Source organism: Halorubellus amylolyticus (assembly GCF_034808145.1).
In the GTDB taxonomy this organism is placed as follows: Archaea; Halobacteriota; Halobacteria; order Halobacteriales; family Natrialbaceae; genus Halorubellus.
In genome coordinates, this window is the sequence record NZ_JAXHGM010000014.1 from 1 (window position 1) to 24,082 (window position 24,082).

Here is a 24,082-nt window from a genome sequence, read left to right on the forward strand (position 1 = left end):
TACTACAACCATCAGCGGCCGCACCAGGCGCTCGATGGACGCACGCCAGCCGAAGAGGTGCTAAACTAGACAGTGCCGTACCAACGCCTGTGTTCGAAGGTGAAGATAACCGATATGTCACTGCCTTCGTGTACAAAGTCGGCCAGGACGGGAAACCGATGGCTTTCACTGGGTATTCGTACAAACTAGACGAACACGACGTAGGGACTTTGGATGCTGGGTCGCTATCGAAGAGTGCGCACGAGCAAGCCGAACGCTACAAGGCTCGGTTTGATCAAAATGCCACGATTCACCAAGCCTATTCTGACAGTCCAACACTTCACAATACGTCTCCAAGTAGAGGCGAAAACTGGACTTCGATGGGTCCCTACCCCGCATACGCCAGTGCGAATAAATGGGGCGAGGTAAAAATCAGCGCAACGATCTCCAAATATGACACCAGCGAACTTCCCGGTACTGAAAAGCAGCTCTGGGCGCAGGATGCCACCTATCGGTGTAACACGCTTCCATGTGGCGGCTGTGTGGGTGATCGAGTACTGCAGTCAGTAGATATACGGCAAAATTGGTCGAACAGCAGAGCGTCGCTGGCGGAGCCGTACATCGACAAGACGCATCCGGCGGGCGACATCACGGCAGACGAACAAGTATCCAAATCAGGGGGAATCGGAGTCGACTCCGATGGGGTATCGGGCGAGCTCGGGTGGACGTACACGAAGGAGGTACGTGATGCAACTATGTACGACGAGACCGACTCAGCCGGAAACAGGAACGATGCGGTCTGGGAATACTCTATCAGTGGCGACTATCAGGACGTGTTCCAGGTGCGACACGGGAGTAGAATGTGGTTCGACGCTACGGAGTCGTACCCGAGTCGAAAAAAGATGGGTGACAACACCTGTACGGCAAACTTCGATGACGAGTACACCTGGGGAGGCCCGAACGTAACGGCAAATCTGAACTGGGGCGATCCGATTTAAATTATAGAGAAGAATCCCTTGATAGGAGAGATCGTCGTCGTCCACACGTGAGGACGCAGGGTAACAATCGTAACAGCACATCTGTTATCAGAAGTTAATCAGAGTACAATTCAATGGTGTCGAATACGCGACTGGCCATCGCTGGCGGATTGATCGTCGCCCTCGTGGTTACAGGCGTGGTCGTGATCGGGAACCCATTCGTGGACGACAGAATGGTGAAAGGGTCTGATGGGCAGTGGGACGTCAACTGTGCTGCAGACGATGCGAGAACCGATCTCGAGACGACGATTCGAAATCGAGATGGGGTCGTACACCTCTCAATCAAGGGGACTGTCACGTACAGTGCAGATCGGCGCCTCGCCATACATCCAACTCAGCATCAGTCCGGAGAGGTGATCGTTTTCGTCGCACCAACTGACGAACCACTGCAAGAACACGCCAACCTGGACTGCGAGCGAGTGCAGAGCTCTATCGACGTTACCGTCCGAATAGACGATGAATACCGTTCGATCCAGGTCGTTGCCGGCGGGACGGTGGTGGATGAGCACGGCAATGTAACCGATTTTACCGAGTGATTCTGGAGGACCCGGTGTCTATCTTTCGCGCTGCTTGGTGTCGGTCGCTGGCGGTAGAGTGATTGTTCGGCTGAGCTGCGTTCCGTGTGGCGGTGACGTAGCTGCGACGGAGTGCGTGTGGAGTTACGGATTCCAGACCTCGTGACACCACTTTTTTGCGGCTTCGCCCGACTCGGGGTCTTCGTCGAAGCGGCAGGCGTTCACACAATGATACGGACGAGTCGCCGTGTAGACCATGCGTTATCGTAGTGCGCGCTCGGCGTCCATGGCTGGTCGCAATCCGCTGTTCCCGTTCTAGTCGTCGGTCAACTTGAGTCGGGCGTTCTCGATGTAATCAGCGATCACTCGCCCGTCGTCTGGTGGTGTGTCTATGGGAACCATGAGGGAAAATCTGCGTCGACCGACAGCACGCCGAGAGGGATGATAAACCAACAGTGAAACGTACGAACACACGTGGGCGGGCAAGACATTATGAGGCCATCGGTCGACGAGTCGAGGTATGTCTGCGCCAGCGGCGGCGGCGAGCGCGGCCGACGCGAGCCTCCCGAAGCGTCGGCGGCGCGCGTTCGCGGTGGTCGTGTTCGTCGTCGTCCTCGACCTCCTGGGGTTCGGGATCGTCATCCCGATCCTCCCGTTCTACGTGCGGTCGTTCGTCGCGAACGACGTCTTCATCGGGTTGCTGGCGGCGTCGTACTCGCTCGCGCAGTTCGCGAGCGCGCCGTACCTCGGACGGCTCAGCGACGGGTACGGGCGGCGGCCCGTCATCGTGCTGTCGCTCGTCGGTGGCGCGGTCGCGTGGACGGTGTTCGGGGTCGCTGGCGCGCTCTGGCTCGTGTTCCTCGCACGCATCGTCGCGGGCGCGGCGGGTGGGAACATCGCGACGGCGCAGGCGTACGTCGCGGACATCACGCCGCCCGCGGACCGCGCCGGCGCGCTCGGCGTGCTCGGCGCGGCGTTCAGCGTCGGGTTCATCATCGGCCCGGCGCTCGGCGGCGTCCTCGCCAGCCCCGACGTCCTCGCGATAGCGCGCGACGTCCTCCCCGGGTTCGTGCCCGTGACGCGGTTCTCGATGCCGAGCTTCGGCGCCGCCGTCCTCTCGCTGTCCGGCGCCGCCGTCGCGTGGCGGTATCTCCCCGACCCCGCGAGCATCTACGACGACCCCGACGCGGACGACCGTGACGCGGACGACGACGCGCCTGCCGACGCGGCCGGACCCGGAGCGGGCGCTCCGGACGAGCCGGCGCCGACGACGCCGCCGGCGCCGTCGACGCTCGTCTCGCAGTTCCGGGCGGCGCTCCGGAGCGACGCGCTCCGCGGGCTCGTCGTCGCGTTCTTCCTCGTGAACGTCGCGTTCTCGGGCGTGACGGTCGCGTTCGTCCCGTGGCTCGCGGACGTCTTCGAGTTCGCTGAGCCGCAGGCGGCGGCGTTCCTGACGTACATCGGCGTGCTCGGCGTCGTCGTCCAGGGTGGGCTCGTGCCGCGGGTGTCGCGACGCATCGGCGACGCGAAGATGGCGGTCGTCGGCCTCGGCGTGCTCTCGGTCGGCGCGGCGGTGCTCCCGTTCACGCCGGACGTCGGCGCGCTCGCGGGCGTCGCGGTCGGCGGGTTCGCGCCGGGCGTCGTCGCGCTCGTCGTCCTCCTCCCGCTGATCCCGCTCGGGAACGGCCTGCTGTCGGCGGCGCTGGGCGCGCTCGTGTCGACGAGCGCGAGCGCTCGCGAGCAAGGGAGTGCGTTCGGCGTCACCCAGGGCGCGGGGAGTCTCGGCCGCACGGTCGGGCCGCCCGTGATGGCGGGCCTCTACGAGTTCGGCGCGCGCTGGTCGCCGTTCGTCGCCGGCGCCGTCCTCCTCGTCCCGGCGCTCGTCGTCGTCGCACGCCGACGACCCGGTACAGTGGCGTCGTCGTCGTAACGCGGTCGGGGGTCGGTCGCGTTCGCTTTCCGCGACGGCGGTCGCGCTCACGTTCCGCGACGACGGTCGTGGAGCGGTACGCTCATGGGCGAGCGGCCGCTACCCGTGCGTCGTGGCGCGCTACTTCAAGTACCCGTGTCCGGGCTGTCGGAGCACGAACGACCTCCACGACTTCGACTGCAAGTTCACGGGCACGCCGTGGTTCGACGTCGAGAAGGCGTACACGGACGTCGTCGGCGCGCTCGCGGACGGCGCGAAGACCGAGGAGGAGCTGCGCGCGGTCGCGCACGGCGACTGGGACTCCTTGCATCAGGCCGCGTTCCAGGAGCTCCGGACGACGCGGCGCGTCGACGAGACGACCGACGAGAGCGGCCGCGAGGTCCTCGAGCTCGTCACGCCCGACGAGTACCGGGAGCGACTCGCGCATCCGCCCCACGACCCCGTGAAGACGATCTACGAGGAAGGCTCGGTGCCGGGCGCGCACGACAACAGCGTGTTCGCGATGGTTGCGTACTACGAGATGATCGGGCTCACGTGGGCGGAGACGAAGGAGAAGGTCGTCGACTGGCTCAAAGAATCCGGGACGTGGCAACGCGGCGGGTTCGAGGAAGCATCGCCCGAGGAGCTCGTCGAATCGAAACGCCACGTCCACGAGCAAGGGTACGGCTGGAAGGAGAAGGCGAAGGCGGCGAAGGCCGTCATCGACCGGCGCGTCTGAACCGGTGTTCTCGACGGGTACTGGTGAGTGTGGTGTGTGATTCGGCGTGTCGATTGCTGTCGGTGAGAGTGGTGTGTCCGCTACTCGAGCCGGTGCCTGTGGTGCCCGCACAGCACCGCAACCGCACTGCGCCTCGCCCTCCCCAGCCGACTCGCGGCCGGTTCCCGGTGGTCACCGGCGCGCTCGCCCCTCGCACGCGTCGACCCGCGTCGTCTCGCCGCTGCTTGCTCGACGACGCGGGCGGCTCGCGCGCCGAACCGGGAGATGAGAGTACTCGCGAACGCGGACCGGGTGGTCGTCGACCTGCTTTCGAGCTATTTCTGAGAGGATTTTAGTGGTGGGCTGGAGCAAGGTGGCGTATGCCGGTCCTTGAGTCGCTGCGCGCGTGGACGAACCCGGAGTTGCCGTCCACACCGACGTACGGCGCGCTCGCTCGCTTCGCCGTTCGCCGCGGAGCCCTCGTCGCCGTCATCCCCGTCGCCGGCCAGTTCGCGGTCCTACTGCTAGGAGGCGACGAGACGCCCCTCGCGCTGCTCGTCGGTGCCGTCGTCGCGGCCGCCGTCGCCTACCTCGCCGGCATCGCGGTCGCGTTCGACGACCGCGGTCGTGCCGTCGTCGCCACCGCTGCGAGTGCCGGCGTCCTCCTCGCGACGTGGGCAGCGATGCGGTCGCTCGCGCCCGCTCCCGGCCGGGACCTCGTCGTCGGCCTCGTCGCGTTCGCCGCACTCGCCCCGCTCGCCGCCGGTATCGCCGGCTACACGTTCGCCGAACGCGCGACGTGGCGCGCCGAGGACTGAACCCGCGACGAACAGGGATACCGGAACGTCGAGCCGCGATTCGCGTCTCTCCAGTTCGACGACGAGACGATCCTCTCGGGCTCGAACCACCCTCGCGCTCCGACCGTCATCCGTGCGTCTCCCCGAGCTAGGACCCGGTCGCCGCGTACTCCTGCCACCACCCGACGGTGTACACCCCGGTACCAGCAAGCACCAAGAGACCGGCGGCGATCTGGACGACGGCCGGCACGACGGTCCCCTCGAAGAGATACGTTTCCGGCTCGAGGATTCCGATCAGCGCACCCAGCACGCCCATCGCGAGAGCCAAGCGAGCGAACTCATGACGCACCATCGCTGATTACTGGAACGTTCTGTGGAAAAACTTGTCCGCATTCCATCGAACGGACTGTCACAGTGGAATCACAGGTGCGCGCGGTTCTGGTAGAAGAACGCGCCGAGAGCGAACGTCAGTTCGACTGGATGCGCGGGGCGAGCATGAACGTGACGTGGCCCATGCCTTCGGCGATGTCGAAGTGCATCTTCACGGGGAACTCCTCGCCGAGTTCCATCGTGACCTCCGCGTCCTTCGGGATGGCCTTGTCCATGTCCTTCAGGTAGTCGAGGGAGAACAGCGAGTGCGCGTCGGCGGCGGAGAGGTCGATGAGGTCGTCGCGGCCGAGCTCGAGGTGGACGTCGTCCGCGTCGCCCTCCGCGTCGACGTAGAACTGCTCGGTGGAGCCGTCGACGCCGAGCGCGATGTGGTCGCTCACCATGTCCGCGGCCTTCACCGCGCGGTTGATGTCCTTCCCTTCGACGACGACCTCGGCGGCGAGGTCGAGGTCCGGGATGTCCGGCTCCTGGCGGATGCTATCGGGGTCGATGAGCGTGAGCGTGTACTCGAGCCCGTCGATCTGGATGTGGAGCTTGCGGGTCTCCTCGTCGAGTTCGAGACTGACGAGCTGGCCGGCGTCGGCCATGCCAGCGATGTCCTCGAGCCGGGAGAGGTTCACGCCGATGAGGCCGCCGTCGGCCTCGTACGACTCGAACGCGTCAGCTGAAAGGTCCAGGTCGACCATGCCTACGTTCGCGGGGTCGACAGCGCGGATCTCGAGGCCGTCCTCCTCGAGGTGGATCTTGCACTCGTCCACCAGGACGCTCACGGAATCGAGCGTCGTCTTGAGCGTATCCGCGCTCACGATGGCCTTGAACATATTATCTCGTGGTACGAAAGCGGGCCCTAAAAAGACACCCTTTCCTGCCTCCGTGCGGGCGTTCGACCCGCTCGCGGGCACCGCGCTCGACCGCCGACCGACCGGCCGATGCGGTCGGTCACCGTGGGCGCGTCGTGGCGCTCTTGAGGGCGCCACGCGTACGTCGACGTATGACCCGTCCCACCATCGTGTACGACGACGACTGCGGGTTCTGCACGTGGAGCGCGGAGTACGCCGACGCGCACGGCCACTTCCACCTGCTCGGATTCTCCAGGCTCTCCCCCGCGGAACGCGAGCGACTACCCGACGACTACGAGGACTGCATGCACGTGTTCGACGGCGACGACACGTACTCGTGTGGCGAAGCGGCGGAGTTCGTCGCGTCGCGACTCGATACCGCCGAAGGCACCGCCGCGCGCGTCTTCCAGTCGCTCCCGGAGGGGGCACGCCGGCGCGTCCGCGATCCGACGTATCGATTCATCGCGGACCACCGGGATTGGTTCGGGAAGGTCCGCTCGAAGCGACCGCCTGCGCGAGACTGACGTCCGGACGTGCTCTCAGCCGTCGAGTGCGTCGAGTCGTACGGCGAGCTCACCGCGCACCCACGACGCGAGCTCCGCGAGGGGCTCGGGCGCGTCCGGCGCCCACCGGTCGAACGTCCGCGCGGCCTCCAGGACCGACACGGCGCGATACAGCGGGTATCGATCGGAGAACCCGTCGGGGAGGCGCCCGGCGTGGTCGCGATAGCCGGCGCGGAGCGCGCGGCGTAACCGGTCGTCGTCTGCACCGTCGACGTCGGTGCGCTCGACGTACTGCGCTTCGGCGCGCACGACGTCCAGCGCCGGGTCGCCGACCATCGCGGTCTCCCAGTCGACCAGCCCCGGACCGGCCGAATCGACGAGGCAGTTCTCGGGCCGGGGGTCGTCGTGAACGAGCGTCGCCGGTGCCGCGTCGAGCACGTCACTCGCATCGTCGATGGCCGCGAGGACGTCCGCGACACAGTCCCGGAACCGGTCCGGGAACCGCTCGCCGGCGCGCGCTCGAAGCGTCTGCTCGAGGACGCTCGACCACGGACCGCTCGCGAGGTCGAACCCGTCGTCCGCGTCGCTCCACCCCCGGATGCGTGCGTGCCGGTCGAAGCCGTCCGCCGCGTGGACGCCCGCGAGCGCCCGTCCGACGGCCCGGAGCACGGTCGCTCGCGCGACCGTCGAATCGACCGGCCAGTCCGTCTCGATAGCGGTCCCCGACAGCGCCGCGGTCGCGACGTACGCCGGCGTCCCCGTCACGTCCACCGCGAGCACGTCCGGGACGCGGACGTCCGCGTGCCGGCGCGCGTACCGCGTCGCCGCCGCATCGCGCGCCAGCCGCTCGCGCACCCACGCCCCGTCGTCGACCGCGACCTTCAGATACACCACGGTATCGTCCGCGAACCGCACGCGAACCGTCTCGCTCCCGAGACGGTCCGACCCCATCGCCGTCGACGTCGCCGCGACCCGACGCCCCGGGAACGCCGCCGCAAGCACCCCCTCGACGGTCTTCTCCATCACTAGAGGCCGACGGCATCACGACGCAAGTGCGTTCCGGGCCACCACACGACACACCACCATCGGACCGCCGACGCCGTCGCTCACCACCAACCACACGCAGAAAGTCGCGAAAGATGGCAAGTCGACGCGACGCCACGACTTTCATTCGAAGAAGAATAAACGTTTCTCAACCGGACGAAACCACCCCGAGAACCGACCCCACACACCGACCAACACCCCACGCAGTCATCGACGAGAACTCTCCCACAACGCCACTGGCGCTACCCGAACGCCGCGATTCCGGTTCGGGCTCACTGGGATTCCCGATGTCCTCGCAGCACCTGCGGTGCTACTCGAACGCGGGAATCCCAGTGAGGTCCTCCCCGAGAATCAACGTGTGGATGTCGTGCGTGCCCTCGTACGTGTACACGGTCTCGATGTTCGCCATGTGCCGCATCGGCGAGTAGTCGCCCGTGATGCCGTTCCCGCCGAGCATCTCCCGGGCCGTCTTCGCGGTCTCGCGCGCCATCCGGACGTTGTTCCGCTTCGCCATCGACACGTGCTGCGGGCGGAGGTCACCGCGCGCCTTCAGGTCCGCGAGCCGGTGCGCGAGCAACTGGGCGTTCGTGATCTGGGTCGCCATCTCCGCGAGCTTGCGCTGCTGGAGCTGGAACCCGCCGATGGGCTGCCCGAACTGCTCGCGGTCCGTCGAATAGTCCAGCGCCGTCTGGAAGCAGTCCATCGCCGCACCGACCGCGCCCCACGCAATTCCGTAGCGCGCCTGCGTGAGACACGACAGCGGGCCCTTCATCCCGCGGACGCCCGGCAGGACGTCGTCGGCGTCGACCTGGACGTCGTCGAGCGCGATCTCGCCCGTGATGGACGCTCTGAGCGAGAGCTTGTCGTCGATCTTGTTCGTCGTCACGCCCGCCTTGTCCGTCTCCACGAGGAACCCACGCACCGGGTGGTCGTCCTCCGTGTGGTCCTTCGCCCACACGACCGCGACGTCCGCGATCGGCGAGTTCGTGATCCACGTCTTCGACCCGTTCAGCACGTAGCCGTCGCCGTCGGCTTCCGCGCGCGTCTCCATCGCGCTCGGGTTCGAGCCGTGGTTCGGCTCGGTGAGCCCGAAACAGCCGACGGCCTCGCCGTGACCGAGCTTCGGGAGCCATTCGTCCTTCTGGGCGTCGCTCCCGAACGCGTGAATCGGGTACATGACGAGTGCGCCCTGCACGCTCGCCATCGACCGAATGCCGGAGTCGCACGCCTCGAGCTCCTGCATGAGCAGGCCGTACGCCTTCTCGCTGACGTTGGGGAGGTCGTACCCGTCGAGGTTCGGGGCGTAGAACCCGAGCGCGCCCATCTCCTCGATGATCTCCATCGGGAACGTCGCGTCTTCCCAGTGGTCGGCGATGTCGGGCTGCACTTTGTCCTCGACGAAGTCCCGTGCCGTGTCGCGGATGAGGCGTTCCTCCTCGCCGAGGTCGGCCTCCAGTCCGACGTAATCGAGCATACGAGACCTGCGGACTACCGCGTGAAAAACGCTCCTACTTTCGCGCAACGATTGCCGGAATCGGTCGTACGAGCGTGATAACTGGTCGCACGAGCGTACGGCGACCGCGAGGTCGGCGTTTCGGGTCGACTACTCGAACGAGCGTCCGGCGACCGCGAGGGCGGTGTCTCAGGCGGGGATGTCGTCGACGCGTTGTTCGAAGAGGCGTTCGCCGGTCCCCGAGCATTCGACGGTGACGACGTCGTAGCTCGAACAGCAGGATTCGACGGTGTCCTCGCGGAACTCGGCGCTGGAGCCGTCCGGGCACGTCTGGAGGAAGACGCGGAGGCCGTTGAGGACGCGGCCCTTGCCGACGGGAGAGAGGCCGGTCCAGTCGTCGTAGCGTTCGGTGAGTGCGCGGGCGCCGGCGACGTCCGCTATCAGGGCGGCTTCGCTCGGCCACTGGCCGACGCGGTGCGGGCCGCGGTTGAGGAGGACGGCGTCGTCGTGCCGGGTGAGTTCGTAGTCGTCCTCGTCGAACCCGAACGTGGCGAGGGCGTCCGCGACCTCGATGTCGTCGATGGCGTCCATCTCGGTCTGCCACGCCTCGGCGAACTCGTCGCTGAGGCAGAGGTCGTCGACGTCCTCGCAGGGTTCGACGGCGCCGGCGTCGAGGAGGACGCGCTCGGGGTCGACGTCGACCTCGCTCGGGTCGACCGCGTCGCTGCCGCCGTCGAGTCCGCTCGCGTCCTCGGGAGCTTTCCCGAACCACGCGAGCATCCACTCGGGCATGTACTGCTTGGTGAGCTCGGGCGTCCCGGGGACGAGGTAGCCGCGGAGCCAGATGCTCGCCGCGGCGAGCGCGAGGAAGCCGACGGCGGCACCCGCCGCGACGGTCGGGGTCGCGCCCGCGGCGCTGGTGCCGGCGGCGACGGCGCCGGCGAACGCGACCGCGAGCACGCTGTTGACGACTGTGCACGGCATGCACCGGTTCTCGCCCGTGTACTCGGGGTGCTTGAGCGACTCTAACGCACTTGTTGCCATTACTATCGGTGACGGTATTCGGGTATGAAAAGACAACGTTTCGAGAACGCGAGACGTCGGCCGGACGGCGAGTCGTGATAGCCGAACTCCAGCGAGGAACGGCCGCGATGCTCGCCGGAACCGAGTCATCGGAAAACTCGCGACGCCGTCACCCGGCGTCGCCCGCCTCACTATGACCCATTACGACCAGAATGACTTAAAAGAATGTGTAGGTGGTTCGCACGGTGGCCTTGTCGGACGAAGCGACGCGTCGCTGTGTGGTCGAGCGACGTAGAACTCGCGACGCCGTCGCCCGGCGTCGCCTGCCTCACTATGACCCATTGGGACCAGAATGACTTAAAGAACGGTCGGGTGGGGTCGTCGCGTCGCGAATCCGGTCGGTGGCGTGGCCGGCCGAGCGAGTGGTCCGTCAGGACAAAGACCCAGCGCGACCGACGTGTGGGTAATGGGCTTGCTGGATTCGCTCCGGGCGGTACTGGGGTCGCGCGCCGAGGCGGACGCGTCGCGGGACGCGGACCCCGAGGACCTCTTCGGGATGAGCACGGCGTACATCACGATGGCCGCGGAACTCGGGTGGGAGTCGACGGGCGACGCCGCGCTCTGCTTCGCGGACGTCGACAGCACCGACTTCGCAGATACCGTCGACGAGGTGAAGGCCATCCTCGACGCGGGCGGCGAGGAGACCGGGACGGAAGCCGACTTCCACGAGGACGCGCACGGCTACAACTGGGTCGTGCTCCACGACGACAGCGACCCGGAGGACCTCGTGACGAGCGTGCACTTCGCCGCGGACACGCTCGTCGAACGCGACTACGGGTCGCGACTCCTCGCCGCGCTGTTCGCGTTCGAGAACGTTACCGACTCTCGAGCGGGGGGCGGTGGCGGCGACAGTACCGAGCCGACGCACGCGTACTGGGTGTACTCGTTCCGCCGTGGCGCGTACTATCCGTTCGTGCCGAAGGGCACGAGCGAGCGCGACAGCGGCGTCGAGTTCAAGCTCGAGAGCCAGTTCGGCACCGAGCTCGACCTCGAACCCGAGAAGGAGTACTGGTACCCCTACTGGCCTCGGCGTCCCGGACGGCACCCCTGGCAGTAGCTCGCGGTGAACGACGGCCGGCGTTCGACGCCGGCGAATGTGTTCTTCCCGTTTGAACCCTCGCGTCGACCCGTCGAGAGTCCCGTTCCATGCTCGCGATTTCACTTTCACTCTCCTGTTAACGAGGCTTTATACCCGTGGCCGCGCCAGTAGCGTGTATGGCAGACGTCAACCTCGAAGAACTCCCGGGTGTGGGTCCCGCTACAGCAGACAAGCTCCGCGACGCCGGTTACACGTCGTTCCAGGGCATCGCGGTCGCGGCGAGCGGCGAACTCTCGAACCAGGCGGACGTGGGCGAGTCCACGGCGTCGGACATCGTCCAGGCCGCCCGCGAGCAAGCGGACATCGGTGGGTTCGAGACGGGCTCGCAGGTCCTTGAGCGACGGAACGAGATCGGGAAGCTCTCCTGGTTCATCGACGACGTCGACGACATGCTCGGCGGCGGCGTCGAGACGCAGTCCATCACGGAGGTGTACGGCGAGTTCGGCGCCGGGAAGTCCCAGGTCACGCACCAACTCTCGGTGAACGTCCAGCTCCCCAAGGAGCACGGTGGGCTCCGCGGGAGCGTCATCTTCATCGACTCCGAGGACACGTTCCGCCCGGAGCGCATCGACGACATGGTGCGCGGGCTGGACGACGAGCTCATCCAGGCGACGATGGACGACCGCGGCATCGAGGGGAGTCCGGACGACGAGGAGGCGATGGACGAACTCCTCGAGGACGTCCTCGACAAGATTCACGTCGCGAAGGCGTTCAACTCGAACCACCAGATGCTCCTCGCGGAGAAAGCCCAGGACCTCGCGGACGAACACGAGGAGTCGGAGTGGCCCGTTCGCCTGCTGAACGTCGACTCGCTGACGGCGCACTTCCGCGCGGAGTACGTCGGTCGTGGCGAGCTCGCGGAACGCCAGCAGAAGCTGAACAAGCACCTCCACGACCTCGACCGCGTCGGGAACCTGTTCAACTGCGCGGTGCTCGTGACGAACCAGGTCGCGTCGAACCCGGACTCGTTCTTCGGTGACCCGACGCAGCCGATCGGCGGGAACATCCTCGGGCACAAGTCGACGTTCCGGATGTACCTCCGGAAGTCGAAGAACGACAAGCGCATCGTGCGGCTCGTCGACGCACCGAACCTCGCCGACGGCGAGTCCGTGATGCGCGTCACGAACGACGGTCTCAAGCCCGAGTAACCGTCGCGTCGACCTGACTGACTGCGGTCCTCTTTCTCTCTCTCTGGTAGTGTACGTGTAGAACACGACCAACCGGTCGGTATGACGTTGGTGATGGTCTGAATAGCGTTTTAGCTGGTTCTGTGGTCGGTGGGTGCCCTGCCCTTGCCGACATCATTCTCATTGTCTTGGAACTACTGTACAATACTATACTGCTGAATGACGTATCTTCAGTCGTGACCGAATCATGACTGGATACGCAATCGTCGTCGCGACGGACGACTTCGAGAAGATCACCGCGTCGAGCATCATCAGCTCCGTCGCCGCCGCGTCGGACGTTCCCGTAGACATCTTCGTCACGATGAACGGGCTGCGCGCGTTCGAACGCGAGGTCGTCGACACCCGTGACTTCAACACGGGGCCGCTCGGCGAAGCGATGCTCGCGCACGAGGACACCGAGGTCCCCCTGTTCACCGAACAGTTCGCGCAAGCGAAGGAGATCGGCCCGCTCTCGATGTACGCCTGCACGATGGCCATGGAGATGTGGGGGCGCGAACTCGACGACTACGTCGACCTCTTCGACGACGAACTCGGCGTCTCCGGGTTCCTCGGGAAGGCCGAGGACAAGCAGGTCGTCTTCGTCTGAAGACGCGACGACGCACGCCCAGGACAGGCACGCGAACACCCAATCGAACCCAACCCAAGACAATGACCGAAACCATCACCCCCGACGTAACGATCGACGCGCGAGGCGCCGGCTGCCCCGGCCCCCTCATGGACCTCATCGGGAAGATCAAGAAGGCCGACCCCGGGACCGTCGTCGAACTGCAGACGAGCGACCGAGGGTCCACGACGGACGTCCCCGAGTGGGTCGAGAAGGCCGGACACGAACTCCTCGACAGCGTCGAGCACGACGACTACTGGAGCCTCTACGTGGAGAAAGCATGACCCGAATCGTCATCGTCGGGGCCGGCACCGGCGGCGTCGTCCTCGCGAACAAGCTCGCGGACGAACTCCACGCGGAGATCGACGCGGGCGAGGTCGCGGTGACGCTCGTCGACGAGAGCCCCGACCACGTCTACAAGCCGACGTTCCTCTACGTCCCGTTCGGGAAGAAGACCGTCGCGGACGCGCGCCGGCCGCTCTCCGAGCTCGTCGACCGGCGCGTCGACCTCCGCATCGGGCGCGTCACCGACATGGACGCGGACGGGAAACGCGTCGAGTTCGCGGACGGCTCGACGCTCGCGTACGACTACGCGACCGTCGCCACCGGCGCCCGGTTGACGCCCGAGGAGGTCCCCGGTCTCGTCGAGGGCGGGCATCACTTCTACGGGCCCGAGGGCGCCGAGGCGCTCCGGGACGAGCTCGCGGCGTTCGAGTCCGGGCACCTCGTGTTGAGCGTCGTCGGCGTCCCGCACATGTGTCCGGCCGCACCCGTCGAGTTCGTGCTGATGGCCGACGAGTGGTTCCGCCAGCGCGGAATCCGCGACGACGTCGAGATCACGTACACGTACCCGATCAACCGCACGCACGGGCTGGAGCCCATCGCGGAGTGGGCGTCAGAGCGCTTCGCGGAACGGGACATCCACGCCGAGACGTTCTTCAACGCGGCGTCGGTCGACCCCGAGGCGAAGGTCCTCGAGTCGATGGAGGGCGTCGAGCTCGACTACGACCTCCTCGTCGCCATCCCACCGCACGACGGCCAGCCGCTGATCGCGGACTCAGGCCTGGGCGACGACGGTTGGGTCGAGGTCGACAAGCACACGCTCGAAGCCGCTCGCGCCCCGGACGTGTACGCCATCGGGGACGCGGCGGACGTCCCGACGTCGAAGGCGGGGAGCGTCGCGCACTACCAGGCTGGCGTCGTCGCCGAACGCCTCGCCGCGCAGGTCCGCGGCGGGATTCCGACGGCGACGTACGACGGGAAGACGATGTGCTTCCTCGAAGCCGGGATGGACGAGGCGACGTTCATCGAGTTCGACTACGAGCACCCGCCCGTCGTCCGCGACGAATCGAGGCCCGTGCACTGGGCGAAGCTCGCGTACAACCAGTCGTACTGGCTGACTGCCAGGGGGACGCTGTGAGGTGGTCGAGATGAGCGAACACGAGCACCAGGCGATGTCGGGAATCGACCTCGGGGGCGACGACCGCGAGGCGCTCGCGGCCGCTATCGAGGAGAACCCGGAAGCTGTCGCGCGGTTCGTCGACCGACTCGACGCCGTGAACGACCTCCTCGACGTCCTCGACCTCGGGATGGGGGCGATGGACGACGAGATGGTTGAGTCGCTCGCGGCGACCGGCGGGACGCTCGCGGAGTCCGCGGACGGCCTCGCGACGCGGGAGACGGTCGCGCTCGCGGAATCAGTCGGCGCGAACGGCACCGAGCTCGCCGAGGCGATGGAGACGGTCGTCGCACTCCAGCGGTCCGGGACGCTCGACGACCTCGCGGCCATCGCGGACGTCGTCGCGCTCGCGTCGGGCGCGCTCGACGACGAGATGGTGGAGACGCTCGCCGCACGCGGGACCGCTCTCGGCGAGCTCGCGGACACGGCCGCCGAACCCGAGACGGTCCAGGGGCTGGAGACGATGCTGGAAGCGGTCGGGGACGCCAACGAGGACCCGCCGGAGGCCGTCGGCGTCGTCGGCGCGCTCCGCGCGACCCGCGACCCCGAGGTCCGCACCGGCCTCGGGTACCTGCTCGCGGTCGCGAAAGCTCTCGGCGCGGGCGTTCGCGACGCCGACGCCCCTCGACGGTGACCGGCCCGACGGCGGGCCGGTTCCGGCGATGACGCGTTCGACGGTCACCGGCGACCCGTGGACATCGGGCGACGTCGGCGTCGACGCAGAGCCGATTGGGTTCGTGCGGCAGCGGCCGCTCGCGGGCACGTGCTCGGGGGCGCGGCCGGTGGGCGGCCGTCGAGGATTGCACCACCTCGCGGCCGGGTCGCTTCGAGGCGGGTTCGACTCGTCCAGTGTCGGGCCACCGCCTGGGGGCGACGCGGCTGCATCGCGAACACGACCGATAACACTCGTCTCTCGCGGTCTCGGACGTCGAGCGTCGGCGAAAGAACGTTCCTCGGGCGTCGTCGGGGACGTCAGGCGTCGTCGGGCGTGTCGGCGTCGTCGTCTTCGGTTCGCGCGACGTGCGACCACCTTTTCTCGGCGGGGTCACCGCTCGCTTCGCTCGCGGCTCGACCGCCGGAAAACGGGGGCGAAAATGTGGGACTTCAGGCGTCGTCGGGCGTGTCGGCGTCGTCTTCCTCGGTTCGCGTGATGTCGACGTCCTCGATGTCGCCCTTGTAGATGTCCGCGCCGTCCTGCGCGACCTTCTCCGCGAGCACCGCGCACTTCACGCGCATCGGGGAGATGTCGACGCCGAGCATGTCGACGACGTCGTCGCGGTCCATCTCGTGGAGTTCGTCGAGGGTCTTCCCGCGGAGTTCGCTCGTGAGCATGCTCGCACTCGCCTGCGAGATGGCGCAGCCGTCGCCGCGGAACGCGACCGCCTCGATGGTCTCGTCGTCGTCCTCGAGGACGACGTCTATCGTTATCTCGTCGCCACACATCGGGTTCTCGCCGACGTGCGTGAACGTCGCCTCCTCGATCTCCCCGTAGTTCCGCGGGTTCTTGTAGTGATCGAGGATCTGCTGTCGGTACATGTCCGAGCCCATTCCCATCGTTGCCTCTGGGTTGGGTCGTCGGCCGCAAAAGCGTTCCGCAGCACGCGTCTCGATGGCCTTGAGCGTGGACAAAGACGCGTTTCAGTCAACGTGAGTTCCTTGTCCGTCGCGGCCGAACGAGCTGCGTATGCCACTGCCCTCCAACGCAGTCGGTCGACGACGCGTCCTCGCGGCGCTGGCCGGGACTGGCGTTGCCGCGAGCGTCGGGTCCGCGAGCGCCCGTGCCCGGTCGAACGAACCCGTCGGCGTCACGGCACTCGAACCGGCGGGGTCGCTCGACCTCCGCGGCGTCGCGGAAGCCGTCGTCGACGACGACGGCGAGACGGTGTACTGCTCGGTCGTCGACGGGTTCGCCGTCGTCGACGTGAGCGACCCAGCGGACCCGACGGTGCTCGCCGAGGAACGCGAGCTGACCCACGACGGGAGCGACCCGATGACCTCCATCATGGACGTGAAGGTGTCCGGGGACCGGCTGCTCGTCTCCGGCCCGAACGGCTTCGGCGAGGGGCTCTCGGGGTTCTTCCTGTACGACGTCACCGACCCCGCGACCCCCGAGCGCGTCGCGGTCCAGGAGACGACGTTCGGCCCGCACAACTCGTTCGTCGACGGCGAGTACGTCTACCTCACCGGCGGCGGCGTTCGGTCGCCGACGGTCGTCTACGACGTCGCGGACGACGACCCCGAGGAGGTCGCGCGGTGGTCGGCGGCGGACGCGGACGACGCGTGGACGGACGTCGGTCGGAACTACCGGCAGACCCACGACATCTACGTGCAGGACGACACGCTCTACGTCGCGTACTGGGACGCGGGGACGTGGCTCGTCGACGTGAGCGACCCCGCGAACCCGACCGCGACCGCGCACCTCGGCGGGCACGACCCCGCGTACCTGGCGGAACTCGGGCAGATAACGCCGGAGTTCCGCGAGCTCCCGGGGAACAGTCACTACGTCCAGCCGAACGCCGACGCGTCGGCCGTCTTCGTCGGGAAGGAGGCGTGGGACGCCGAGGGGACCGAGCACGACGGCGGGCCGGGCGGCATCGAGTGCTGGGATCTCTCGGGCGACGACCCGGCGCTCCGGTCGGTCCTCCGGCCGCCCGAGCCCGACCCGGACGCCGGTGAGGACCCGGCGGCGCAGTGGACATCGCACAACTTCGGTATCGACGGCGACCGCCTGTACGCGTCCTGGTACGGGGGCGGCGTCCGCGTGTACGACGTCGCTGACCTCGCGGAGCCGCACCTCCTCGGCGCGTGGCGCGAGCCCGACACGACGACGTTCTGGACCGCGAAACCGATAGCGAGCGGGTTCCTCGCGACGAGCTACGTGAACCCCGAGAACACGCGCGAGGAGAACCGCCGCGGCGAGGGCGCTCGCGTCTACACGTTCCCCGACCCGGACGGGTCGTCCGGCGAACCGGCGCCGACGATGGCGCGCCGCGAGCTCCCGTCGCCGAACGCCACCGCGACGACCAGTAGGTCCGGTCGAGGGACAGCCGGCGGGTCGACGACGGGTGCGGGCTCGTCGACGACGAGCCCGGGCGATACGAGCGACGGGACGGTCGTGGTCGACGACCCGAGCCCGGTCCCCGGGTTCGGTCCACTGGCGGCGCTCGCCGGCTGTGGCGTCGGCGTCTGGCGGCTACTCGGACGGCGCGGCGACGACGAGCGGTAGGTGTCCTCGCCGGCGAGCGGTCGGTCGACGCGGACGCGTCCGGCGACGACCGCTCAGGCGTCCTCGCCGCGCGCTTCGCGCTCGAACCGGTCGAGGTACTCCTCGACGAACGCGTGCCGGTCGGTCGCGAGCGCGCGCCCGGCGTCGGTGTACATCCTCTCCTCGAGCCGGAGGATTTTCTCGTGGAAGTGGTTGAACGACGTCTCGCCGGCCGCGCTGTCGTCCTCGCTCGGCGGCAGGTCGGGGTCGTACAGCGTCCGGCCGTGCTCGCCGGCGTACGCGAACACGCGAGCGACGCCGACCGCGCCCGTCGCGTCGAGGTTGTCCGCGTCGCAGAGGAGTTCGGCCTCGAGCGAGCGCGGCTCGACGTCGTTCGAGAAGCGATGTGCGTGGACGCAGTGCGCGACCGCGTCCAGGAACGCGTCGTCGACGCCGACCGCGGGGTCGTCGCCACCCGCGAGGTCGCGGAGCACGCGTCGGGCCTCGCTCGCGCCCCACTCGGCGTGACAGTCTATCTCGCCGCGGTCCTCCCGGCCGCGGCCGACGTCGTGCAGCCACCCGGCGGCGACGAGGACGTCGCGGTCCACGTCCCGCGCGGGACCGTGCGCGCCGGCCTCGGTCTCGTCCGCGAGGCGCTTCGCGGTCGCGACCACGCGACGGACGTGCTGGAAGTCGTGACACGGCGACACGCCCTCGAAGTACGACCGGGCGCGGTCGCGGACCGCGGACTCGTCGAGCCCGCCGCGCATCTCAGGCGAACAGGTCGCGGGCGCCCTCGATGGCCTCGACGAGCTTGTCCACCTCGCTCTCGGTGTTGTAGATGTAGAAGCTCGCGCGAGCGCTCGCCGCGACGCCGAGCTGGTCGTGCAGCGGCTGCGTGCAGTGGTCGCCGGCGCGGATCGCGACCGCGTAGTCGTTCAGGATGCTCGAGAGGTCGTGCGCGTGGACGTCCCCGAGGTTGAACGACACCAGTCCCGTCCGGCCCTGCTCGGGGCTCGGGCCGTACACGTCGACGTCGTCCATCTCGGTGAGGCGGTCGTACGCGTACTCGGCGAGGCGCTCCTCGTGGCGCTTGACGTTCTCCATCCCGATGTCCTCCAGGTAGTCGATGGCCTCGGCGAGCGCGATGCCCTGCGCGATGACGGGCGTCCCGGCCTCGAACTTCCAGGGGAGGTCGTTCCACGTCGCGTCCTCGAACGTCACCTTCCGGATCATCATCCCGCCGTAGAGGTACGGGTCCATCTCCTCCAGCAGGTGCTTCTTGCCGTAGAGGACGCCGACGCCGGTCGGCCCGCACATCTTGTGGCCGCTGAACGCGTAGAAGTCCGCGTCGATCGCCTCGACGTCAACCGGACGGTTCGGTGCGGCCTGAGCGCCGTCGACGAAGAACAGCGCGTCGTGGTCGTGCGCGACGTCAGCGAGCTCGCTCACGGGGTTCACACAGCCGAGCGTGTTCGAGACGTGGACCGCGGACACCATCTCGGTGTCGTCGGTGATGGTCTCCCGAGCGTCGTCCATGTCCAGCTGGCCGTCGTCGGTCAACCCGACGTACTTGCACTCCGCGCCCGTCCTCTTACAGATCTGCTGCCACGTGACGAGCGCGGCGTGATGCTCCATCTCCGTGAGCACGACCTCGTCGCCCGGCCCGAGTTCGCTGAGCCCCCACGCGTACGCGACGACGTTCATGCTCTCGGTCGTGTTCTTCGTGAACACGACCTCCTCGCGTTCGCCGCTCGCGCCGATGAACTCGGCGACGCGGTCGTGCGCGTCCTCGTACGCGATGCTCGCCTCCTGACTGAGCTGGTGGAGGCCGCGGTGGACGTTCGCGTTGTACTCGCGGTAGTACCGCGCGATCTCGTCGACGACCTGGTCGGGCGTGTGCGACGTCGCGGCGTTGTCGAGGTAGACGAGGTCGTGTCCGTTGAACTCCCGCTCGAGGACGGGGAAGTCCTCGCGGATGGCGGCCACGTCGAGGCTCTCGGCGTCCTGCGTACTCATTACGAGCGTCTAGCGGCTCCGGGGTCTACTGTCCTTCGGTCCCGGGAGTCGCTCCCGAACCCGGGACGTCCCCGGGACGTGCCCGGGCCAGCCCGCAGACGGTGTTGGGCGTCCGGCGACGCTGACTCACTTAACTCTTTCTTCGGGTTCCAGGGTCGTCACCGCGGGTCCTTGGGTATAATACCACGGGGCTCGCACCTGGTGACGATGCGACAGCGAACGAACGACGGTGGGGGTGGTCGGTCTCGACGCGGGCTGCTTCGTCGAGCCGGTGCGACGCTCGCCGCCGCCACGGCCGGTGCGAGCGCCGGCTGCACGAACCTCCTGCCGCCCGCGAGCCGGGCGATACGGTACGGCGACGTCGACGTCCCCCGACGTGGAGACGCCACCCCGAGCTACCGGCGGTGGTTCCCCGCTGAGTCCGAACTCCCGCCGCTCGACGACGCCCACGACGACGACCCGTACGGGAACTGGACGTACGCGACACCCGGAGAGCTCGGTACGGCACAGTTCGGTCAAGCGTTCGACATCGGGCGGAACGTCGCGCAGGTGTCGATGGACTACGTCGGCTACCCGATGGCGGACTACGACCGCCTCGTCAGTGTCGGTCCCGTCGGGACCGTCGCCGAGGTGAGCGTCGACCGCGACGTCGTCGCACGGACGCTCGCCGAGACGAACTACGAGCGCGTGGACGGCTACCGCGAGTACGACGTCTACGACCGCACGGACGTCGACCGGCTCCTCGCCGTCTCCGCGGACGCCGTCGTCCACGCGAGCGGCGAGCATCGGCGAGCGAAGGCCAAGGCGCTCGCGGACGCCGGCGCAGGACGCGTCGCCCGTCGACACGAGGTCGACGAGACGTTCGCGGCGCACACGGACCGCGTCGGCGCACCCCCGACGGTACTGAGCGCGTTCGGTATCCTGAACGGCGGGCTCGCGAGCGCGGTCTGGTTCACGTTCGACGACTCGTCGGCGTACTTCGTCTACGACCACGTGTTCGGCGACGGCGAGACGCCGACGGCGAGCGAGGTGAAACACCAGATTCGGGGCATCACGCGCAGTGACCAGGCGTCGTTCGTCGACGTCACGATCGACGACCCGTTCGTGCGCGTCGCCCTCCAGCTCGACGAGCGCGCGTACATGGACGGCGACGACGCCGACGACTACCGGTCGCTGCCGTTCGTCACGTGGGGCGTCGACGACGGCCCGGACACGATAACGGTCAGTCACGACGCGGGCGACCCCGTCCCCGTCGACCCCACCCAGTTCCGCCCCCCGGGAGCGCTCCGCGACCGCCCCGAGCCGGGGTCGACGCTCGAACCCGGCGACGAACTCGCGTTCGCGACCGCCGACCTCGACGACGACGACATCGAGCTCACGTACGACCAGTCCGACGACAGCATCTCGCTCCTGTTCAGTTATGATCCAGCAAACGGCAGCAACACGTGACCGACGACCCACGCACGGGTACGACCCGACCGACCGACGCGAACCGCTCGCGGCGACGGCCTGGACCGAACCGCTCGCGGCGACGACCCGGACCGAACCGCTCGCGGCGACGGCCCGGACCGAACCGCTCGCGGCGACGGCCCGGACCGAACCGCTCGCTGCGACCGACCACGGTTCCATGACGGCCGACCCCGACCTGTCGACCGTCGCGGACCTGCTGGCGGACGAACACGCCCAGCGGGTGCTCGCGGCGACGAGCGTCGAGCCGCGGTCCAAGAGCGAACTCGCCGCGTCCTGCGACGCGTCGCTCCAGACCGTCTCCCGCCGCGTCGACGACCTCGCCGCCGCCGACCTCCTCCGGGAAGAGACCCGAGCGCGACCCGACGGCCACCACGACGCCGTCTACGTCGCGACCCTCGACCGCTTCGAGGTGCGACTCCGCGACGGCGACCTCGTCCACGACGTCGCACGCATGGACCGCGACATGACCGACGAACTACAGCGCCTCTGGGGCAAGTTCTAGTCATGCCGGTGCCCTACGCGGTCGTCGAACTCCTCACGCTCGCGCTCGCCACCGGGTCCGCGATCGTCGGGCTGTTCATCGCGGGGCTCGCGCTCCGCGGCGTGCTCCGGGACCGCAGCCGCAAGATGCTGTTCCTGTCGGCGGGCATGGTTCTCCTGTTCGGCGCGGCGTACCTCACCGCGCTCGTCGGGTCCGCGCTCGTCCGCTTCCACGTCATCTCGTTCCTCCAGCAGAACTACGTGCTGCTCGTCGTCCGCGCCCTCCAGTTCACGGGCCTGTGCGCGATCGCGTACTCGCTGGTCATCGGCGACTGAGGCGACGTCGCCGTTCCAGGGCCACGACGCCCCGTCGACGTCTGGCTCACCGCTCGCGGTGACGTCGATGCCATTCGACGGCGACCCCTGCGGCGAGTCCGAGCGGGACGGCGACGAACTGGCTGCCGAGCGCGCCGAGTCCGGTGCCGCTGGCGGTGAGGTGGGTCAGTATCTCGTCCGTGGCGAGGGCGAGCATCGCGAGTGCGATGCCGACGCCGCCGACGCGCCACGCCGGGTCCGCGGAGACGCCCGGGCGAACGCGTAGCGTCGACACCGCGACGACGAGCGCGAGCGCGCTCCCGGCGACCGTCCGCTGCTCGGGCCCGAGGAGGGGGGTCAGCGCGAGCTGTGCGAGCGCGCCGACCGAGAGCGTGAGCGCGAACCACAGCGAGAGCACGCGGAACGGGGTCGCATCTGGTGGGTCGTCGCTATCCGTCATCGACGTCAACCCCCGGGTCGCGGTGGTAGACGTACCATTCACCGGCGACGGCGACGACGAGCGCGACCGTGTCGACGGGGAATCGAGCGGTGTCCCCGAGCGACACGCCGAGACCGCTCTGGACGAACGAGACGGCGATTCCGACCGTCGATATGATGGCGATGGCGCCGACAGCGACGCGCCACGCGGGGAACACGTCAATCCGCGGGCGGAGCGCGATGACGGCGGCACCGAGCAGGAGGCTGATGCCGAACCGATTGAGGATGAGTCCGAACGCGCAGGCGAGCGAGAGCGCCCGGAGCGGCCTCGGCGCCAGGGGGGACTCGTCGTCCGCGGTCGCGTCGGTGGAGGGTGAAGCGGCTTCGCTTGCGGGGTCGGACATCGTTCTGGTCGTCTCGACGCAACGTGAAAAAATACGGGATTGCTGGCGGCTCAGTCGTCGTCGGCGGCGACCGCGGGGTCGTCGTGCACGACCTCGTCGCCGAGCAGCGTCATGAACTGGCGGAGCCACTCGGCGTGGTCGGGCCACGCCTGCGCGGTGACGAGGTTCCGGTCGGTCGTGACCTCGTCGACCCACGCACAGCCCGCGCCCTCGACCTCGGCCTGCACGGCGGGATAGCTCGTCATCTCGTAACCGTCGAGGACGTCCGCGGCGGCGAGTATCTGCGGGCCGTGACAGATGGCGGCGACGGGCTTGCCGGCGTCGAAGAAGTGCCGGACGGCGTCCAGCACCTGGTCGTACCCGCGGAGGTACTCGGGGGCGCGACCGCCGGGGATGACGAGCGCGTCGTACGCGGCGGGGTCGACGTCGGCCATCGTCGCGTTCAACTCGAAGTCGTGCCCGCGCTCCTCGAGGTACGTCTGGTCGCCCCGGAAGTCGTGCACCGCCGTCTTGACCTTCTCGCCCGCTTCCTTCTCCGGGCAGACCGCGTGGACGTCGTGGCCGAGCATATCGAGTGCCTGGAACGGTACCATTATCTCGAGGTCCTCCCCGAAGTCGCCGACGATCATCAGTATCTTCTTGGACATTGGTAGCACCACGCAAGGATACGGCGTCGTGGGAGGTAAAACTGCGTGTCCCGGTCGATTCGACGGGCGACGACGGCCGTCAGCTCCGGTAGCCGTCGGCGAACGCGCGCCCGGAGACGCCCAGGAGGACGCCCAGTAGTGCGAGGAGCAACAGGGCCGCGAACCAACCGCCCCAGTCGCTCCAGAGGCCGCCGCCGAGCAGTCCGGCGACGAGGACGGCTCCACTCAGGACGCCGACGAGGACGCTCGTCCCGAGCGCTCCCGTGGAGGCGGTCCGCCGGTAGACCACGAGCTGGGGAAGCCCCACGCCGACCACGAGGTAGACGAGGACGCCGACCGGCGTAACTGCGAGCAGCGTCGCCGTCTCGGTGACGGCTCCGAGAACGGCGTTCGCACAGACCGCCACGACGACGCCGCCGACGACGATGCTGCGTTCGTCCATCACGGCATACCCATCGGCCCCTCGCGGCATAAGCTTGCAGTCGAAC

General features: G+C 68.0%; 28 protein-coding genes. 16 read left to right on the forward strand and 12 right to left on the reverse strand.

Annotated elements, in window-relative coordinates:
* The first annotated feature begins 89 nt into the window (after positions 1 to 89).
* The 5 genes from SM754_RS18855 to SM754_RS18875 all read left to right on the forward strand — a co-directional run bounded on the left by SM754_RS18855 (position 90) and on the right by SM754_RS18875 (position 4,976).
* On the forward strand, positions 90 to 977 hold the full coding sequence (locus SM754_RS18855) for a hypothetical protein (protein ID WP_323677709.1): 888 nt from the start codon (positions 90 to 92) through the stop codon (positions 975 to 977).
* Positions 978 to 1,090: 113 nt separating this feature from the next.
* Positions 1,091 to 1,552, forward strand: a complete 462-nt coding sequence (locus SM754_RS18860; RefSeq protein WP_323677710.1) for a hypothetical protein — start codon at positions 1,091 to 1,093, stop codon at positions 1,550 to 1,552.
* A 499-nt stretch (positions 1,553 to 2,051) separates the two neighbouring features.
* Positions 2,052 to 3,461 (forward strand): MFS transporter, encoded by a 1,410-nt coding sequence (locus tag SM754_RS18865; protein WP_323677711.1) that lies wholly within the window; start codon positions 2,052 to 2,054, stop codon positions 3,459 to 3,461.
* Between the two features lie 112 nt (positions 3,462 to 3,573).
* Complete coding sequence (locus SM754_RS18870) at positions 3,574 to 4,179, forward strand: DUF7474 family protein (RefSeq protein WP_323677712.1); 606 nt, start codon at positions 3,574 to 3,576, stop codon at positions 4,177 to 4,179.
* A gap of 359 nt (positions 4,180 to 4,538) precedes the next feature.
* A complete protein-coding gene (locus tag SM754_RS18875; RefSeq protein ID WP_323677713.1) occupies positions 4,539 to 4,976 on the forward strand; it encodes a hypothetical protein in 438 nt (145 codons plus the stop codon).
* A gap of 127 nt (positions 4,977 to 5,103) precedes the next feature.
* Here the strand turns inward: SM754_RS18875 and SM754_RS18880 are convergent, their stop codons facing one another.
* On the reverse strand, positions 5,104 to 5,307 hold the full coding sequence (locus SM754_RS18880; RefSeq protein ID WP_323677714.1) for a hypothetical protein: 204 nt from the start codon (positions 5,305 to 5,307) through the stop codon (positions 5,104 to 5,106).
* Positions 5,308 to 5,422: 115 nt separating this feature from the next.
* Positions 5,423 to 6,166, reverse strand: a complete 744-nt coding sequence (locus tag SM754_RS18885; RefSeq protein WP_323677715.1) for a DNA polymerase sliding clamp — start codon at positions 6,164 to 6,166, stop codon at positions 5,423 to 5,425.
* Positions 6,167 to 6,336: 170 nt separating this feature from the next.
* Between SM754_RS18885 and SM754_RS18890 the strand changes: the two genes are divergently transcribed.
* Positions 6,337 to 6,708 carry a thiol-disulfide oxidoreductase DCC family protein gene (locus SM754_RS18890; RefSeq protein ID WP_323677716.1) on the forward strand — a complete coding sequence of 124 codons (372 nt, stop codon included), beginning with the start codon at positions 6,337 to 6,339 and terminating at the stop codon, positions 6,706 to 6,708.
* A 15-nt stretch (positions 6,709 to 6,723) separates the two neighbouring features.
* On the opposite strand, the gene SM754_RS18895 is transcribed toward SM754_RS18890, so the two are convergent.
* From SM754_RS18895 to SM754_RS18905, 3 genes are all read right to left on the reverse strand, one after another.
* Complete coding sequence (locus SM754_RS18895; protein WP_323677717.1) at positions 6,724 to 7,710, reverse strand: phosphotransferase family protein; 987 nt, start codon at positions 7,708 to 7,710, stop codon at positions 6,724 to 6,726.
* 331 nt (positions 7,711 to 8,041) lie between these two features.
* Complete coding sequence (locus tag SM754_RS18900; protein WP_323677718.1) at positions 8,042 to 9,205, reverse strand: acyl-CoA dehydrogenase family protein; 1,164 nt, start codon at positions 9,203 to 9,205, stop codon at positions 8,042 to 8,044.
* A 168-nt stretch (positions 9,206 to 9,373) separates the two neighbouring features.
* Positions 9,374 to 10,228: a DUF8054 domain-containing protein gene (locus SM754_RS18905; protein WP_323677719.1), complete on the reverse strand. Its 855-nt coding sequence runs from the start codon at positions 10,226 to 10,228 to the stop codon at positions 9,374 to 9,376.
* Between the two features lie 445 nt (positions 10,229 to 10,673).
* On the opposite strand from SM754_RS18905, the gene pspAB reads away from it, so the two are divergent.
* From pspAB to SM754_RS18935, 6 genes are all read left to right on the forward strand, one after another.
* A complete protein-coding gene (pspAB, locus tag SM754_RS18910) occupies positions 10,674 to 11,324 on the forward strand; it encodes a PspA-associated protein PspAB (protein WP_323677720.1) in 651 nt (216 codons plus the stop codon).
* A 158-nt stretch (positions 11,325 to 11,482) separates the two neighbouring features.
* On the forward strand, positions 11,483 to 12,514 hold the full coding sequence (gene radA / locus SM754_RS18915; RefSeq protein WP_323677721.1) for a DNA repair and recombination protein RadA: 1,032 nt from the start codon (positions 11,483 to 11,485) through the stop codon (positions 12,512 to 12,514).
* A gap of 226 nt (positions 12,515 to 12,740) precedes the next feature.
* Entirely contained in the window at positions 12,741 to 13,139 is a 399-nt protein-coding gene (locus SM754_RS18920; RefSeq protein WP_323677722.1) for a hypothetical protein, read from the forward strand.
* A 62-nt stretch (positions 13,140 to 13,201) separates the two neighbouring features.
* On the forward strand, positions 13,202 to 13,441 hold the full coding sequence (locus SM754_RS18925; RefSeq protein ID WP_323677723.1) for a sulfurtransferase TusA family protein: 240 nt from the start codon (positions 13,202 to 13,204) through the stop codon (positions 13,439 to 13,441).
* Positions 13,438 to 14,577, forward strand: a complete 1,140-nt coding sequence (locus tag SM754_RS18930) for an NAD(P)/FAD-dependent oxidoreductase (protein ID WP_323677724.1) — start codon at positions 13,438 to 13,440, stop codon at positions 14,575 to 14,577. The genes SM754_RS18925 and SM754_RS18930 overlap by 4 nt, the downstream gene beginning before the upstream one ends.
* A gap of 34 nt (positions 14,578 to 14,611) precedes the next feature.
* Positions 14,612 to 15,250, forward strand: a complete 639-nt coding sequence (locus SM754_RS18935) for a helical membrane plugin domain-containing protein (protein ID WP_501993826.1) — start codon at positions 14,612 to 14,614, stop codon at positions 15,248 to 15,250.
* Positions 15,251 to 15,720: 470 nt separating this feature from the next.
* Here SM754_RS18935 and sufU read toward each other — a convergent pair whose 3' ends face one another.
* On the reverse strand, positions 15,721 to 16,170 hold the full coding sequence (gene sufU, locus SM754_RS18940; protein ID WP_323677726.1) for a Fe-S cluster assembly sulfur transfer protein SufU: 450 nt from the start codon (positions 16,168 to 16,170) through the stop codon (positions 15,721 to 15,723).
* A gap of 130 nt (positions 16,171 to 16,300) precedes the next feature.
* On the opposite strand from sufU, the gene SM754_RS18945 reads away from it, so the two are divergent.
* Entirely contained in the window at positions 16,301 to 17,842 is a 1,542-nt protein-coding gene (locus tag SM754_RS18945) for an LVIVD repeat-containing protein (protein ID WP_323677727.1), read from the forward strand.
* 53 nt (positions 17,843 to 17,895) lie between these two features.
* On the opposite strand, the gene SM754_RS18950 is transcribed toward SM754_RS18945, so the two are convergent.
* Positions 17,896 to 18,591, reverse strand: coding sequence for an HD domain-containing protein (locus tag SM754_RS18950; protein ID WP_323677728.1), 696 nt, complete (start codon positions 18,589 to 18,591; stop codon positions 17,896 to 17,898).
* 1 nt (position 18,592) lies between these two features.
* Positions 18,593 to 19,840, reverse strand: a complete 1,248-nt coding sequence (locus SM754_RS18955) for an aminotransferase class V-fold PLP-dependent enzyme (RefSeq protein WP_323677729.1) — start codon at positions 19,838 to 19,840, stop codon at positions 18,593 to 18,595.
* A gap of 207 nt (positions 19,841 to 20,047) precedes the next feature.
* Here SM754_RS18955 and SM754_RS18960 point away from each other — a divergent pair, with 207 nt between their 5' ends.
* From SM754_RS18960 to SM754_RS18970, 3 genes are read left to right on the forward strand one after another with little or no spacing between them, the layout of a single operon-like run.
* Entirely contained in the window at positions 20,048 to 21,289 is a 1,242-nt protein-coding gene (locus tag SM754_RS18960; protein ID WP_323677730.1) for a hypothetical protein, read from the forward strand.
* Positions 21,261 to 21,812: a helix-turn-helix domain-containing protein gene (locus SM754_RS18965; protein WP_323677731.1), complete on the forward strand. Its 552-nt coding sequence runs from the start codon at positions 21,261 to 21,263 to the stop codon at positions 21,810 to 21,812. The genes SM754_RS18960 and SM754_RS18965 overlap by 29 nt, the downstream gene beginning before the upstream one ends.
* 2 nt (positions 21,813 to 21,814) lie before the next feature.
* A complete protein-coding gene (locus tag SM754_RS18970; RefSeq protein WP_323677732.1) occupies positions 21,815 to 22,126 on the forward strand; it encodes a hypothetical protein in 312 nt (103 codons plus the stop codon).
* A gap of 46 nt (positions 22,127 to 22,172) precedes the next feature.
* On the opposite strand, the gene SM754_RS18975 is transcribed toward SM754_RS18970, so the two are convergent.
* The 4 genes from SM754_RS18975 to SM754_RS18990 all read right to left on the reverse strand — a co-directional run bounded on the left by SM754_RS18975 (position 22,173) and on the right by SM754_RS18990 (position 24,039).
* The gene (locus SM754_RS18975; RefSeq protein WP_323677733.1) at positions 22,173 to 22,565 is read right to left on the reverse strand and encodes a hypothetical protein; all 393 of its coding nucleotides are present in this window, start codon (positions 22,563 to 22,565) and stop codon (positions 22,173 to 22,175) included.
* Positions 22,555 to 22,947 carry a hypothetical protein gene (locus SM754_RS18980; protein ID WP_323677734.1) on the reverse strand — a complete coding sequence of 131 codons (393 nt, stop codon included), beginning with the start codon at positions 22,945 to 22,947 and terminating at the stop codon, positions 22,555 to 22,557. The genes SM754_RS18975 and SM754_RS18980 overlap by 11 nt, the downstream gene beginning before the upstream one ends.
* Positions 22,948 to 22,997: 50 nt before the next feature.
* Positions 22,998 to 23,594, reverse strand: a complete 597-nt coding sequence (locus SM754_RS18985) for a DJ-1/PfpI family protein (protein WP_323677735.1) — start codon at positions 23,592 to 23,594, stop codon at positions 22,998 to 23,000.
* A 79-nt stretch (positions 23,595 to 23,673) separates the two neighbouring features.
* Positions 23,674 to 24,039: a hypothetical protein gene (locus SM754_RS18990; protein ID WP_323677736.1), complete on the reverse strand. Its 366-nt coding sequence runs from the start codon at positions 24,037 to 24,039 to the stop codon at positions 23,674 to 23,676.
* Positions 24,040 to 24,082: the final 43 nt, after the last annotated feature.

Excerpts from the sequence above, each read along its gene's own strand:
- SM754_RS18860 (WP_323677710.1), top strand. The coding sequence starts at position 1,091 with ATGGTGTCGAATACGCGACTGGCCATCGCTGGCGGATTGATCGTCGCC.
- SM754_RS18865 (WP_323677711.1), top strand. The coding sequence starts at position 2,052 with ATGTCTGCGCCAGCGGCGGCGGCGAGCGCGGCCGACGCGAGCCTCCCG.
- SM754_RS18875 (WP_323677713.1), top strand. The coding sequence starts at position 4,539 with ATGCCGGTCCTTGAGTCGCTGCGCGCGTGGACGAACCCGGAGTTGCCG.
- SM754_RS18880 (WP_323677714.1), bottom strand. The coding sequence starts at position 5,307 with ATGGTGCGTCATGAGTTCGCTCGCTTGGCTCTCGCGATGGGCGTGCTG.
- SM754_RS18885 (WP_323677715.1), bottom strand. The coding sequence starts at position 6,166 with ATGTTCAAGGCCATCGTGAGCGCGGATACGCTCAAGACGACGCTCGAT.
- SM754_RS18890 (WP_323677716.1), top strand. The coding sequence starts at position 6,337 with ATGACCCGTCCCACCATCGTGTACGACGACGACTGCGGGTTCTGCACG.
- SM754_RS18895 (WP_323677717.1), bottom strand. The coding sequence starts at position 7,710 with ATGGAGAAGACCGTCGAGGGGGTGCTTGCGGCGGCGTTCCCGGGGCGT.
- SM754_RS18900 (WP_323677718.1), bottom strand. The coding sequence starts at position 9,205 with ATGCTCGATTACGTCGGACTGGAGGCCGACCTCGGCGAGGAGGAACGC.
- SM754_RS18905 (WP_323677719.1), bottom strand. The coding sequence starts at position 10,228 with ATGGCAACAAGTGCGTTAGAGTCGCTCAAGCACCCCGAGTACACGGGC.
- pspAB (WP_323677720.1), top strand. The coding sequence starts at position 10,674 with ATGGGCTTGCTGGATTCGCTCCGGGCGGTACTGGGGTCGCGCGCCGAG.
- radA (WP_323677721.1), top strand. The coding sequence starts at position 11,483 with ATGGCAGACGTCAACCTCGAAGAACTCCCGGGTGTGGGTCCCGCTACA.
- SM754_RS18920 (WP_323677722.1), top strand. The coding sequence starts at position 12,741 with ATGACTGGATACGCAATCGTCGTCGCGACGGACGACTTCGAGAAGATC.
- SM754_RS18925 (WP_323677723.1), top strand. The coding sequence starts at position 13,202 with ATGACCGAAACCATCACCCCCGACGTAACGATCGACGCGCGAGGCGCC.
- SM754_RS18930 (WP_323677724.1), top strand. The coding sequence starts at position 13,438 with ATGACCCGAATCGTCATCGTCGGGGCCGGCACCGGCGGCGTCGTCCTC.
- SM754_RS18935 (WP_501993826.1), top strand. The coding sequence starts at position 14,612 with ATGTCGGGAATCGACCTCGGGGGCGACGACCGCGAGGCGCTCGCGGCC.
- sufU (WP_323677726.1), bottom strand. The coding sequence starts at position 16,170 with ATGGGAATGGGCTCGGACATGTACCGACAGCAGATCCTCGATCACTAC.
- SM754_RS18945 (WP_323677727.1), top strand. The coding sequence starts at position 16,301 with ATGCCACTGCCCTCCAACGCAGTCGGTCGACGACGCGTCCTCGCGGCG.
- SM754_RS18950 (WP_323677728.1), bottom strand. The coding sequence starts at position 18,591 with ATGCGCGGCGGGCTCGACGAGTCCGCGGTCCGCGACCGCGCCCGGTCG.
- SM754_RS18955 (WP_323677729.1), bottom strand. The coding sequence starts at position 19,840 with ATGAGTACGCAGGACGCCGAGAGCCTCGACGTGGCCGCCATCCGCGAG.
- SM754_RS18960 (WP_323677730.1), top strand. The coding sequence starts at position 20,048 with ATGCGACAGCGAACGAACGACGGTGGGGGTGGTCGGTCTCGACGCGGG.
- SM754_RS18965 (WP_323677731.1), top strand. The coding sequence starts at position 21,261 with ATGATCCAGCAAACGGCAGCAACACGTGACCGACGACCCACGCACGGG.
- SM754_RS18970 (WP_323677732.1), top strand. The coding sequence starts at position 21,815 with ATGCCGGTGCCCTACGCGGTCGTCGAACTCCTCACGCTCGCGCTCGCC.
- SM754_RS18975 (WP_323677733.1), bottom strand. The coding sequence starts at position 22,565 with ATGACGGATAGCGACGACCCACCAGATGCGACCCCGTTCCGCGTGCTC.
- SM754_RS18980 (WP_323677734.1), bottom strand. The coding sequence starts at position 22,947 with ATGTCCGACCCCGCAAGCGAAGCCGCTTCACCCTCCACCGACGCGACC.
- SM754_RS18985 (WP_323677735.1), bottom strand. The coding sequence starts at position 23,594 with ATGTCCAAGAAGATACTGATGATCGTCGGCGACTTCGGGGAGGACCTC.